The following is a 12,904-nucleotide window of genomic DNA, read 5'->3' on the forward strand; positions in this document are numbered from 1 at the left end:
AGCCATGGGACTACACAAAAAAACCTTTTTTCACCAACGACTTACCCGACGTGATGAAAAAATGGGCACGCCGATGAAACCGGATGGTTCTCCCGCCATGACCGACCGACGTACCTTTCTTGCCACCACGAGCGCCCTGGCCCTGGCCGCGCTGGGCTACGCGCCGGCCGGCGCGGCGGCGCCGCTCAAGCTGGGCGCGCGCTCGCCCTTCTCGTTCGACCGCCTGGTGCGCGACGCGCGCGAGGCCGCCACGCGCCCGTTCCAGGCCACCCCCATGCCGAACTGGCCCATCCTGGAACGCCTGGACTATGCCGCCGTGGGAGAAATCCGTTTCAAGCCGGACCATGCCTTGTTCGCCGATGGCCCGGGCAGCTTTCCGGTCACCTTCTTCCACCTGGGCCGCTTCTCGCCCACACCGGTGCGCATGTACGTCCTGGACGGCAGGGACGGCGGCCAGGCGCGCGAGATCCTGTACGACGAAAGCTATTTCGACATGCCGGCCGACAGCCCCGCCCACGCGCTGCCGCCCGGCATCGGCTTCGCCGGCTTCCGCTTCCAGGAAAGCCGCCTGGCCGGGCCGCCCGCGCCCGACTGGCGCACGAACGACTGGGTGGCCTTCCTGAGCGCCTCGTATTTCCGCGCGATCGGGGAACTCTATCAATACGGCCTGTCCGCGCGCGGCATCGCGATCGACATCGCCGTCCCCGACCGCGCCGAGGAATTCCCCGCCTTCACGCACATCTATTTCGTGCCGCCGGCGGCCGGCGGCGACACCGTCACGGTCTATGCCCGGCTGGACGGCCCCGGCATCACCGGCGCCTTCCGCTTCGACATGACGCGCGGCAAGGCCGTGCTGATGGACATCGACGCGGCCCTGTTCCTGCGCCGGGACATCGAACGCCTGGGGATCGCCCCGCTGACCTCCATGTACTGGTTCTCGGAGGCCGCCAAGCCCACCGCCGTCGACTGGCGGCCCGAAGTGCACGACTCGGACGGACTGGCGATGTGGACGCGCGGCGGCGAGTACATCTGGCGGCCCCTGAACAATCCGCCGCGCATCATGGCCTCGGCCTTTGGCGACGACAACCCGCGCGGCTTCGGCCTGCTCCAGCGGGACCGCGACTTCGATCACTACCTGGACGGCGTCCACTACGAGCGCCGCCCCTCGCTGTGGGTCGAACCGCTGGGCGACTGGGGCGCGGGCGCGGTGCACCTGGTCGAGATCCCCACCGACGACGAGATCCACGACAACATCGTCGCGATGTGGGTGCCCGCCGCCCCGGCGACGAAAGGCAGCGAGTACCGGCTGAAATACCGCCTGCACTGGACCGACCGCGAGCCCTATCCGCCAGCCAACGCCCGCTGCGTGGCGACCCGCCTGGGCAACGGCGGCCAGCCCGGCCAGCCACGCCCCCAGGGCGTGCGCAAGTTCATGGTGGAATTCCTGGGCGGTCCGCTGGCAGTCCTGCCCTACGGCGTCACGCCGGAGGCCGTGCTGTGGGCCTCGCGCGGCAGTTTCTCGTATGTGTATGTCGAGGCGGTGCCCGACGACGTCCCCGGCCATTGGCGCGCGCAGTTCGATCTGACCGTGGACGGCGCCGATCCCGTGGAGATGCGCCTGTACCTGAAGAGCGGCGGGCAGACGCTGTCCGAGACGTGGCTGTACCAATACCATCCGCCGGGCGGCGGCGCCTGACCCCGCCGGGGACCTCCCCCGGCCGCCGGGTTTTCCAATAGACTCGCAGGACACCGCCCGGAATCCGCTTCGATGGATTACTCCACCAAGAACATCAAGAAATTCATCTACAGCCAGTACTTCTACATGGGTATCCGCCAGGCGCTGGGCGTGCTCATGCCGGCGCTGGTGCTGCTGGGGCTGTTCCATCATGCGGCCCTGGGACTGGCGGCCACGTTCGGCGCCATGTGCGTGGCCATCGTCGACCAGCCCGGCCCCTTCCGGCACCGGCGCAACGAGATGCTGGGCTGCGCCCTGCTGGGCACGCTGGCGGCCGCCATCACCGCGCTCGCCTCGCCGTATCCGCTGGTGCTGTGGGTGGCCGTCATCGTGCAATGCTTCGGGTTCTCGCTGCTGGCGGTGTACGGCCGCAAGGGCGGGCTGATCGGCTTCGGCTGCCTGCTGCTGATGACGTTGACCATGCACGACGTCCTGGACGCGCGCACCGCCGCCCTGCACACCGCCGCGGTCCTGGTCGGCGGCCTGTGGTACACCGCGTTCAGCCTGGCGGTCAACCGCCTGCTCTGGTACCGGCAGGCGCAGCAGGCGATCGCCGTCTGCATCTTCGCCTCGGCCGAATACCTGGAAGCCAAGGCCCGCTTCTACGATCCGGACATCGACATCGAGGACAACTACCGGCAACTGATCGCCCGCCAGGCGGCCGTGGCCGAACAGCAGGAAGCCGCGCGCGACGTGGTGCTGCGCGAGCTGCCGCGCCGGTCCGACCGCAAGCGCGACCAGTACCGGACCATGCTGTTCAACCTGTTCATCGACATCGTCGACCTGCACGAGACCATGGTCGCGGTCCACACCGACTACCTGCTGCTGCGCCGGGTGTTCAAGGACTCCGACCTGCTGGTCTTCTTCCGCGACCTGCTGCACAAACTCTCGCAGGACACCGAGGCCGTGGGACTGGCCGTGACGCAGGGCATGCCCAGCAAGAGCAAGTTCACCGTCAAGGCCGAGGTCCGCGCCATCGAATACGAGATCGAACTGCTCAAGCAGCGCGGCTTCCCCGAGGTCGAACCGGAAGCCTACGCCGCGTTGATCTCGACCTTCCGCCGCGCCCGCAACGCCGCCTACATCGTCGACAGGCTGCACCGCCATACCGGCGTCGCCCACCTGGACGAACCCAGTTCGCTGCAGGTCGATGCCTCGCTGCAGCGCTTCCTGTCCCGCCAGGACTTCAAGCTGGGCCGCCTGAGCAGCAACCTCAGGCTGAGTTCGCCTTATCTGCGGCACGCGCTGCGGGTCACGCTGGCGGCGGCGATAGGCATGACCATCTCCAGCGAGTGGCTGATGCCGCACCATGCCATCCACGGCTACTGGGTGGTGCTGACCATACTCGTCATCATGAAGCCGGGCTTCGCCCTGTCCAAGCAGCGCAACCTGCAGCGCCTGGCCGGCACGCTGATAGGCTGCGCCCTGGTCCTGGCCCTGCTGTTCTTCGTGCACAACAAGTTCGTGCTGCTGGCGGCGATGTTCGTGGCGGTGGTCATGGCCAACAGCCTGGTGCTGCTTTACTACGTCGGCAGTTCGGCCTTCAACACCGCCTTCGTGCTGCTGAGCTTCCACTTCCTGGCGCCGGGCTCGCTCATGGTGGTGGGCGAACGGGCCATCGACACGCTGGTCGGCTCGGCCATCGCGCTGGCCTGCAGCTACGTCTTCCCCTATTGGGAATACCGGATGCTCCGGCCGCTGCTGCGGCGCGCGATCGAGGCCAACCGCCACTACCTGACGGCCAGCCTGGGGCTGGTCGGCACCTCGGTCGACAACGTCGAGGTGCACCAGGAGAACGTCGACTACCGCCTGGCGCGCAAGAACGTGCACATCGCCTTCGGCAACTTCACCAATTCGTTCTACCGGATGATGCTGGAACCCAAGTCCAAGCAGCGTTCGCCGGCGCAGTTGAACGGTCTGGTCATCCAGTTGCACGACATGGCCGCGCAGGTGGGCGCGGCGGCGCCGCTGATCGCCGCCCTGCCCGCGCTGCCGCCGCCGATGACCGAGACGGTGGAAGCGGTGGACCGCCTGCTGCGCGACGCCAACGCCGGCAAGCCGGTCCCGCCGGACGAGGACGAGCGGCTCAAGCAACTGATCCGGGACATGGACGGCGCCGTGGCGGCGGCCCAGGCAGGCACGGTGCCGGCCGACGCCGAGCGCGTGCTGGTCTTGCAGCAACTGGCCTATCAGGTCAAGCAGATGGTCAAGACCGCGCTGCTGATACGCGCCACGGTCCCGCAGGTGCACTGACCGGGCGGGGTTGGCCTAGCCGTGGGTCGGCCCCAGCAGCCCGTGCTTGTGCTCGGCATCGCGGCGCGCCGGCTCCGGCCCCGCCGCCAGCCCCTGCAGGATGCCGCAATCGCGTGCCGCCCGTTCCTCGGAACATTGGCTGCGCAAGGCCTTCAGCGTTTTTTCCAGGGTCTTCAGTTCGGCGATGCGGGTGGCGACGTGGCCGATGTGTTCGTCCAGCAAGGCGTTGATCTCGCCGCAGTTGTCCGCCGGATCGTCGCAGAACCGCAGCAGCCGCCGGATCTCGTCCAGCGTCATGTCCAGCGCGCGGCAGTTGCGCACCAGCAGCAGCCGCTCGACGTGCGGCTCGCCATAGATACGGTAATTGGCGGCGGTACGGGCCGGCGGCGGCAGCAGGCCCTCGCGCTCGTAGTAACGAATCGTTTCGACCGGCGTGCCGGTGCGCGTGGACAGTTCGCCTATCTTCATGGTGTTCCCCGCGGGGCTGTGTCCTTGTCCTAGGATACGCCAATGTTCCCGCTTGACTCTATACCGGCTACAGGGTTTCCAATGGATTCATGACGCTTATGGAGCAGACGGATGTCCGATTCCTGCCAACACTGCCACTGCGGCGGCCCCGAGGCCGCGCCTGACACCACCCGCCCCCGCGACGCCTCGCCGGCCGCGGACGAAGGGCTGCGCACGTCCCTGTTCAAGATCGAACAGATGGACTGCCCGACCGAGGAACGGCTGCTGCGCAAGGCGCTCGAGTCCCTGGAGGGCGTGCGCACGCTGTCGTTCGACCTGATCGGCCGCACGCTGAAAGTCGGCCACGTGCTGGACGACCCGCAGCCCATCATGGCGGCCATCGCCGGCCTGAACATGTCGCCGGTGCCGATCGACACATCCGCCCCGCCCGCCGACCAGCCGGCCGAGGCCGCGCCGCGACAGCCATGGGTCCGCATGGGCCTGGCCGGCGCCTTCGCGATCGGCTCGGAAGTGCTGGCCTACGCCACCGGCGCCGATACCTCGCTGCCCGTGGCCGTGCTGGCGCTGGCGGCCATCCTGCTGGGCGGCCTGGGCACGCTGCGCAAGGGATGGCTGGCGCTGCGCCATTTCACCCTGAACATCAACCTGCTGATGACCGTGGCGGTGATCGGCGCGGCGCTGATCGGCCAGTGGCCCGAAGCCGCCATGGTGATCTGGCTGTTCGGCGTGGCCGAGATGATCGAGGCGCTGAGCCTGACCCGCGCCCGCAACGCCATACGCAGCCTGACCGCGCTGGCGCCCGAGCAAGGCCTGGTCCGCCAGGGCGACGGCTCGTGGCGGGAGATGCCCGCGCGGCTGATCGGCGTGGATGCCGTGGTGCGCGTGCGGCCGGGCGAGCGCATCGTGCTGGACGGCATCGTCGTGGGCGGTTCGTCCAGCGTGGACCAGGCCCCCATCACCGGGGAAAGCATGCCGGTGGGCAAGCAGGAAGGCGATGCGCTGTATGCCGGCACCGTCAACCAGCAGGGCGTGCTCGAATACCGCGTCACGGCGACCGCGGGACACACCATGCTGGACCGCATCGCGCAGACGGTGCAGGACGCCCAGGGCAAGCGCGCGCCCACGCAGCGCTTCATCGACCGCTTCGCCCAGGTCTACACGCCCGCCGTGTTCGCGGTGGCGATCATCGTCGCGCTGGCCGGACCGCTGGTCCTGGGCATGTCGTGGTTCGACTCGGTCTACCGCGCGCTGGTCCTGCTCGTCATCGCCTGCCCGTGCGCGCTGGTCATATCGACGCCGGTCACCATCGTCAGCGGCCTGGCCTCCGCCGCGCGGCGCGGCATCCTGATCAAGGGCGGACTGTACCTGGAGCAAGGCCGCCGCCTGCGCCGCCTCGCGCTGGACAAGACGGGCACGCTCACCCACGGCAAGCCGGCCCTGACCGACGTGGTGCCGCTGGGCGCCTCGCCCCTGCCGCGCGACCGCGCGCTGCAACTGGCCGCCAGCCTGGACGCGCTGTCGTCCCACCCGGTGGCGCACGCCATCGTCTCGGCCCACGGCGGCGCCGCGCTGCCGGTCGCGGACTTCGCCTCGCTGGCCGGACGCGGCGTCACGGGCCGGATCGAAGGCAGGACCTACGCGCTGGGCAGCCTGCGCCTGGCGCGCGAACTGGGCGCGGCGGATGGCGCGCTGGAAAGCGGACTGGAAGCGTTGGAGCGCCAGGGCAAGACGGCCGTCATCCTGTGCGAGGACAAGGTGGCCGTGGCCATCCTGGCGGTGGCCGACACGATCCGGGATTCCAGCCGGACTGCCGTGGCCGACCTGCGCCGGCTGGGCGTGGAACCGGTGATCCTGTCCGGCGACAACGCCGCCACGGTGCGCGCGGTGGCCGCGGAACTGGGCATCGAGGATGCGCGCGGCAACCTGCTGCCCGATGACAAGCTGGCCGCCGTGGAGGCGATGGGCCAGATGGCACCGGTGGGCATGGTGGGAGACGGCGTCAACGACGCCCCCGCGCTGGCCCGTGCCGACATCGGCTTCGCGATGGGCGCGGCGGGCACGGATACCGCCATCGAGACGGCCGACGTCGCCCTGATGCAGGACGACCTGCGCAAGCTGCCCGAGTTCATCCGCCTGTCGCACCGGACCTCGCGGGTGCTGTGGCAGAACATCGTGTTCGCGCTGGCCATCAAGCTGGTCTTCTTCGTGCTGACCTTCACCGGCGAGGCCACCCTGTGGATGGCGGTGTTCGCCGACGCCGGCGCCAGCCTGCTGGTGGTGTTCAACGGGCTGCGGCTGCTGCGCCAGCCGCGTCCGGATCAGGCCGCCTTGCGGCGGAACACCAGCCGGTCGGGGCTGGATGCCGAGGCGTCGTAGCCGTAGCCTTCGGCATCGAAGCCCTGCAGGCCCTCGGGCTTGGCGATGCGCTTCTCGATGGCGTGGCGGGCCATCAGGCCCCGCGCGCGCTTGGCGTGGAAGCTGATCACCTTGTAGGCCCCGCCCTTCCAGTCCTCGAACACGCACTGGATCACGCGGGCCTTCAGCGCCTTGCGGTCGACGGCCTTGAAGTATTCCTCGGAAGCCAGGTTCACCACGACCGGATGCCGGTCGGCCTCCTGGCGCTGGTTCAGATAGTCGGACAGTTCGCTGCCCCAGTATTCGTACAGGTTCTTGCCCTTGGGGGTCGCCAGCCGCGTCCCCATCTCGAGCCGGTACGGCTGCATCAGATCCAGCGGCCGCAGCGCGCCGTACAGGCCGCTCAGGATGACCACGTGCTCCTGCGCCCAATCCAGTTGGCGGGCCGTCAGGCTGCCGGCATCCAGTCCCTCGTAGACGTCGCCGTTGAAGGCCAGTACCGCCTGCTTGGCGTTTTCCGCCGTAAACTTCGGCGTCCACTTGGCGTAGCGGGCCACGTTCAGTTCGGCCAGCGCCGGGCTCAGGCTCATGAGGCCCGCGACGTCGTCCGCGGACTTGGTTTTCAGCACCGAGATGAGCTTCCTGGCGCGATCCACGAACAAGGGCTGGGTGGACGTCTCGACGTGCGCGGGCGTGTCGTAATCCAGTTTCTTGGCGGGGGAAAGAAGAAACAGCATGGCGGATACCGGAGCAAATGAAGTCAGGCGTTAATGTAGACCAATTGTGCCCCTGCGGGCTGCCGCGCCCCTATGCGCAATGCTGCGGCCGCTGGCACCAGGGACCCGGCCACTTGCAGGCGCCCGACGCCCCGGCGCTGATGCGGTCGCGCTATAGCGCCTACGTGCTGGGCAGACACGACTATGTGCTGGCGACCTGGCATCCCTCCACCCGGCCGGCCGCCCTGGAACCCGATCCGCCCGGCCTGAAATGGCTGGGCCTGGAGCTGCGGGTTTCGGCGCAGTCCGACGCCGACCATGCCACGGTGGAATTCGTGGCCCGCAGCAGGCTGGCGGGGCGTGCCCAGCGGATGCACGAGATCAGCCGCTTCGTCCGCGAGGACGGGCGCTGGTACTACCTGGACGGGACCTTCCCCTGACGGAGTGGTTAAACTGGCGGGCGGCGCCCCAGCGCGCCGCTTCCGGCCCACGCGGCCCCGACCCGACTTACACGCCATGCCCGTTCATCCCCTGCACGACCATCCGGCCTTCACGTCCGAATTCTGCGAACGCGAATACAACAACCTCGCCCGCATTCCCGACCATCCCACCTATACCGCCCGCTGGGCCGCCGACGGCGTGCTGGCCCGCCGCACGCAAGCCGCGCAGCTGGGACTGCCCTACGGCGAAGCGCCGGCCGAGACCCTGGACTATTTCCCGCCCCGCAGGCCGGGCGCCCCGCTGCTGGTATTCATCCACGGCGGTTACTGGCGCGCGCTGAACAAGTCCGACTTTTCCTGGATCGCGCCCGCCTACGTGGCGCGCGGCGCCGCCGTGGCCATCGTGGACTACGGACTGGCGCCCGCCACGCCTCTTGAGGAAATCGTGCGGCAAATGCTGCGCGCCCACGCCTGGCTGCACCGCCACGCCGCCGAACTGGGTTTCGATGCCCACCGCATCGTGACCAGCGGACACTCCGCCGGCGGCCAGTTGACCGCGATGATGCTGGCCGCGCGCTGGCGGGAATGGTCCGCCGACCTGCCGCCCGACCTGGTCAGCGGCGGGCTGGCGTTAAGCGGCCTGTACGACCTCGAACCAGTCGGCAAGGCACCGTTCCTGGCCAACCTCGAACTGACGCCGGCGCGCGTGGGTGCACTGTCGCCCGCCTACATCGAGCCTGACCGCCGCGTGCCGCTGATCGCCGCGGTCGGGGCGTCGGAAACGGACGAGTTCCGCCGCCAGAGCAGGCTGATCGCCGCCTGCTGGCCCCGCAACGTCAAGCGCACGCTGGAGGTGCCCGACTGCCACCATCTGGACATCTGCGACCGGCTGGCCGACCCGGGGCAGGAATTGTTCGCGGCCGCCTGCGAGCTGCTGGGCCTGTAGCCCTCCGGGGCGGTCTGCCGCCCCGCCGCAGCCATGGATGGCGTCCGGCCATAAAGTTGACGAAATTAACTACATAGTTTACTTTCTCAACTATATTTCAAGGAAACGCCACCGTGGTCGAGGAAAACGAACTGCTGGCCGAGCGACACGGCCATGTCCTGCTGCTGACGCTGAACCGCCATCCCAAGCGCAACGCGCTCGGCCTGGCGATGCTGCAAGGCCTGGTCGATGCCCTGAATGGCGCCGATGCCGATCCCGACACGCGATGCGTGGTCATCGCCGCCCGGGGTAGCTGTTTCTGCGCCGGCGCCGACCTGGAGGAAGCCCGCCGCCTGGCGCGCGAGCAGCCGGAGCTGGCCAGCCGGCGCAGCGATCTGCTGATCGACATCAATACCATCGTGGCGCGACTGGGCACGCCCGTCATCGCCGCCGTCAACGGCCCCGCCATCGGCGCGGGCGCCGGCCTGGCGCTGGGCAGCGACCTGGTCCTGGCCGCGCCCGCCGCCCGTTTCGGCTATCCCGAGGTCAAGCACGGCATCTCGGCCGGCATGCTGATTCCCAACCTGATCCGGCAGGTCGGCCCCAAGGCCGCCTTCGAACTGGTGGCCACCGGCGACCCCATCGACGCCGAACGCGCCTACGCGCTGGGCATGATCAACCGCGTCGTGCCCGAGGCGGAACTGCTGCCCGCCGCGCTGGCGCTGGCCGAGCGCCTGGCGCAATTCGCGCCGGCCGGCCTCGCGGCCTCCAAGCGCGCGTTCCAGCAGGCCTACGAGCTGTCGCTGGAAGACGCGGTGCGCGCCGCGCGCGACGTCAACGACCAGATCCGCGCCTCGGCCGGCTGAGCATTCCCACGAATCCCCAACACTGCCCCCCTCCATCATGCTTGCTACCCGACTGACCTCCCTTCTTGGCATCCGCCACCCCATCGTCCAGGGAGGGATGAGCTGGGCCTCGTCCAACGCGGAACTGGCCCTGGCCGTATCCGAGGCCGGCGGCCTGGGCGTGATCGCCGCCGGCCCCATGTATCCCGACGACCTGCGCGCCGCCATCGCCCGCGTGCGCGCCGGCACGCGCCAGCCCTTCGCCGTCAACGTGCCGCTGTACAACAAGCGCGCGGCGGAATTCCTGGACATCGTGCTGGAGACCGAAGTGCCGGTGATCATCGCCTCGCAGGGCGGCCCCAAGGCCCACATCGGCCGCTTCAAGGACGCCGGCGTGACGTGGATACAGGTCACGGCCAATCCGCTGCACGCGCGCAAGGCCGAGGACGCCGGGGTGGACGCCGTGATCGCGGTGGGCGGCGAAGCCGGCGGCCATCCCGGCCCGGACGAGGTCGGCACGCTGGTACTGGTGCGGGCGACGGTCAACGCGGTGACGGTGCCGGTGATCGGTGCCGGCGGCATCGCCGACGGCGCGGGCATCGCGGCGATGCTGGCGCTGGGCGCGAGCGGCGCGCAACTGGGCACGCGCTTCCTGCTGACCCCCGAATCGGGCCTGCACGCCGCCTACAAGGATCTGGTGCTGAACGCGGGCATCGGCGACACCGCCATCGTCGGCCGTGGCCGCTCGCCCATCCGCATGGTCAAGAATGCGTTCTCGGCCGAGTACGAGGCGGCCGCCAACCGCGGTGCCGACGATGCGGAACTGGATGCCCTCTTCGCCCGCAGTTCGCTGCGGCAAGCCGCCAAGGACGGCGACGTGGCACTGGGCAAGGTGGAAGCCGGCCAGAGCGCCGGCCTGATCGACAAGCTGGAGCCTGCCGGCGAACTGGTCGAGCGGCTGGCGCGCGAAGCGGAAGCGGCCCTGGCCGGCGCCGCCTCCTGCATACGCTGAATCAGGCCTGTCCGACGCCGGCGGGCCGGTAGTCCACGCCCGACCCCAGGCCCTCGGGTACCGCCAGCTCGCCCGACTCGACCTCCAGGCCGACGAACGGGTCGTCCAGCAGGTGGTCGAACTCGGCCAGCTCGGCGCCGGCATGGATGCTGCCGGCGACGCTGGCCACGTGCACGCCCTGGGCCGCCAACAGGCGCGGCCCGAAGATCGCGCCGAACCGGTAGCCCACGCCAGCCGCCTCGCACAGGCGGACCGCGATCAGCGTGTTGCGTATCCCGCCCAGGTAGTGCACCTTGAGGTTGTAGGAGTCGGCGGCGCCCATGCCGATCAGGCGCACCAGCCCTGGCAGCCCGGCGATGGCCTCGTCCGCTTCGATGGGCAGCGCGCCCGCGGCGTGCACACGGCACAATCCTTCGATGTCCGCCGCCGGCACCGGCTGCTCCATCATCTCCACGCCCATCGGCCGCAGTGCCTCGCACACACGGATCGCCTCGTCGGCCTGGTAGGCCTGGTTGGCATCCACGGTCAGCGTGACGGCCTCGCCCAGCCGCTCGCGCACGGTGCGCACGCGGGCGACGTCGAGCTCGGACTCGCCGCTCAGCTTCAGCTTCAGATAACGATAGCCCTGCCGCGCCAGCCTGGCGGCCTGTTCGGCCATGTCACCGGGGGACTTGATCGAGACGATGCGCGAGGCCTCGACGGTATCGCGCACCTTGCCGCCCAGCAGCACGTGCAGGGGAACGCCCAGCATCCGGGCCTGCAGGTCGTAGACCGCGCAGACGAAGCCCGACAGCGCGCAGACCTCCGCTCCTGCCACGGCCTCCAGCCGGCGATGCAGGGCTTCGAGCGCGAACGCGTCCCGGCCCAGCGCCTCGCGCCGCAGCGTCTCCAGGACCGGTTCGATGCGGGCGGTGTCTGGCTTGAAGATGGGCGTGCCCAGCACATGCCCATATCCCACCTGGCCATTGCGCGCGGTCAGCACCACGATCCAGCCGTCCACGTGGGTGATGATGCCGCGCGCGAAACGCCAGCTGGGATCGTCCTGGCGCTGCGAGCAGGCGATGATGTCCACGCGGTCTATCGTGGACGCCGCCCCGGCCGAAGCCGGGATGCGCGGGGTGATGGCGGTCATGGTCATTCGAGCTTGAGGTTGGCCGACTTGATGAGATCCTTGGTGCGCTGGGCGTCGTCCACGACGAAACGCGTGGTCTCCTCGGGCGAAAGCGTGGCCAGCTCGGTACCCTGGGCCTCCATCAGCTTGCGATATTCCGCCTTCCTGGCAACCGCGTTCAGCGCGGCGTTGAGCTTGTTCACCACCGCCACGGGCGTACCCTTGGGCGCCGCCACCGTGTACCACGAGGCGGACTCCGCGCCACCCAGGCCCGCCTCGGCGAACGTGGGCACGTCGGGCAACAGCGGCGAGCGGGTCTTGGACGCGTAGGCCAGGGCACGCAGCTTGCCGGCCTTCACGAAGGGCAGTTCGCCCGACAGGTTCATCACGCCCACCTGCAGGCGCCCGGCCACCAGGTCGGTGATCGCGGGCGCGGCACCGCCGTAGGGGATGTGCGCCATCTCGATCCTGGCCTGCTGCTTGATCAGCTCGCCACCCAGATGGGGCGAGGTGCCGGTGCCGGACGAACCGTAGTTCAGCTTGCCGGGATTGCTGCGCGCGAGCTCGATCAGTTCCTTCGCGGTATTGGCCTTGACCGAGGGGTTCACCACCAGCAGGTTGGGCTGGTTGGCCGCCAGCGCGATGAAGGTGAAATCCTTGATGCCATCGTAGGGCGTGGGCTGGATCAGCGGCGTGACGATATGGGCCGCCGCGGTGCCGAACAGCAGCGTATAGCCATCGGCCTCCGCCCGCGCCACGTAGGCCGCGCCTATGGTCGCGCCCCCGCCCGCCTTGTTCTCGACCACCACCTGCTGCCCCAGTTCGGTGCCCAGCTCCTTGGCCAGGCTGCGCGCCACGAGATCGGCCGGGCCGCCCGCGGCATAGGGGTTGACCAGCACGATGGGCTTGGCCGGATAGGACTGGGCCTGCGCCCCCGAGGCGGCCAGCACAAGCGCCGCCGCCGACAACGATTGCTTGAACAGCTTCATGTGAGTCTCCTGGTATTTATCTTCCCGCGGCTTCGTAGCGCCGAAGGAAGCGGGA

11 protein-coding genes are annotated in these 12,904 nt (G+C 69.3%); 7 read left to right on the top strand and 4 right to left on the bottom strand.

Going from position 1 to position 12,904, the window contains the following annotated elements; all coding sequences use genetic code 11:
• Positions 1-97: 97 nt before the first annotated feature.
• Both EV675_RS22745 and EV675_RS22750 read left to right on the top strand, forming a co-directional pair.
• Positions 98-1,696 (top strand): OpgD/OpgG family glucan biosynthesis protein, encoded by a 1,599-nt coding sequence (locus tag EV675_RS22745; RefSeq protein WP_130360038.1) that lies wholly within the window; start codon positions 98-100, stop codon positions 1,694-1,696.
• Positions 1,697-1,768: 72 nt separating this feature from the next.
• Positions 1,769-3,988, top strand: a complete 2,220-nt coding sequence (locus tag EV675_RS22750) for an FUSC family protein (protein WP_130360040.1) — start codon at positions 1,769-1,771, stop codon at positions 3,986-3,988.
• 15 nt (positions 3,989-4,003) lie between these two features.
• Here EV675_RS22750 and cadR read toward each other — a convergent pair whose 3' ends face one another.
• Positions 4,004-4,456: a Cd(II)/Pb(II)-responsive transcriptional regulator gene (cadR, locus tag EV675_RS22755; RefSeq protein WP_130360042.1), complete on the bottom strand. Its 453-nt coding sequence runs from the start codon at positions 4,454-4,456 to the stop codon at positions 4,004-4,006.
• A 111-nt stretch (positions 4,457-4,567) separates the two neighbouring features.
• Here cadR and EV675_RS22760 point away from each other — a divergent pair, with 111 nt between their 5' ends.
• On the top strand, positions 4,568-6,832 hold the full coding sequence (locus tag EV675_RS22760; RefSeq protein WP_130360044.1) for a heavy metal translocating P-type ATPase: 2,265 nt from the start codon (positions 4,568-4,570) through the stop codon (positions 6,830-6,832).
• Here EV675_RS22760 and yaaA read toward each other — a convergent pair.
• Positions 6,775-7,548, bottom strand: a complete 774-nt coding sequence (gene yaaA / locus EV675_RS22765; protein ID WP_130360046.1) for a peroxide stress protein YaaA — start codon at positions 7,546-7,548, stop codon at positions 6,775-6,777. The genes EV675_RS22760 and yaaA overlap by 58 nt on opposite strands.
• Positions 7,549-7,565: 17 nt before the next feature.
• Between yaaA and EV675_RS22770 the strand changes: the two genes are divergently transcribed.
• From EV675_RS22770 to EV675_RS22785, 4 genes are all read left to right on the top strand, one after another.
• Positions 7,566-7,967: a YchJ family protein gene (locus EV675_RS22770; protein WP_130360048.1), complete on the top strand. Its 402-nt coding sequence runs from the start codon at positions 7,566-7,568 to the stop codon at positions 7,965-7,967.
• 76 nt (positions 7,968-8,043) lie between these two features.
• Complete coding sequence (locus EV675_RS22775) at positions 8,044-8,913, top strand: alpha/beta hydrolase (protein WP_130360050.1); 870 nt, start codon at positions 8,044-8,046, stop codon at positions 8,911-8,913.
• 113 nt (positions 8,914-9,026) lie between these two features.
• Complete coding sequence (locus tag EV675_RS22780) at positions 9,027-9,758, top strand: enoyl-CoA hydratase/isomerase family protein (RefSeq protein WP_130360052.1); 732 nt, start codon at positions 9,027-9,029, stop codon at positions 9,756-9,758.
• A gap of 37 nt (positions 9,759-9,795) precedes the next feature.
• Positions 9,796-10,749, top strand: a complete 954-nt coding sequence (locus EV675_RS22785; protein ID WP_130360054.1) for an NAD(P)H-dependent flavin oxidoreductase — start codon at positions 9,796-9,798, stop codon at positions 10,747-10,749.
• 1 nt (position 10,750) lies between these two features.
• Here the strand turns inward: EV675_RS22785 and EV675_RS22790 are convergent, their stop codons facing one another.
• On the bottom strand, positions 10,751-11,881 hold the full coding sequence (locus EV675_RS22790; RefSeq protein WP_165404711.1) for a mandelate racemase/muconate lactonizing enzyme family protein: 1,131 nt from the start codon (positions 11,879-11,881) through the stop codon (positions 10,751-10,753).
• A 2-nt stretch (positions 11,882-11,883) separates the two neighbouring features.
• Positions 11,884-12,849: a Bug family tripartite tricarboxylate transporter substrate binding protein gene (locus EV675_RS22795; protein WP_130360058.1), complete on the bottom strand. Its 966-nt coding sequence runs from the start codon at positions 12,847-12,849 to the stop codon at positions 11,884-11,886.
• Positions 12,850-12,904: the final 55 nt, after the last annotated feature.

Origin of the sequence: Pigmentiphaga kullae (genome assembly GCF_004216695.1) — a bacterium.
Classification (GTDB): Bacteria; Pseudomonadota; Gammaproteobacteria; order Burkholderiales; family Burkholderiaceae_B; genus Pigmentiphaga; species Pigmentiphaga kullae.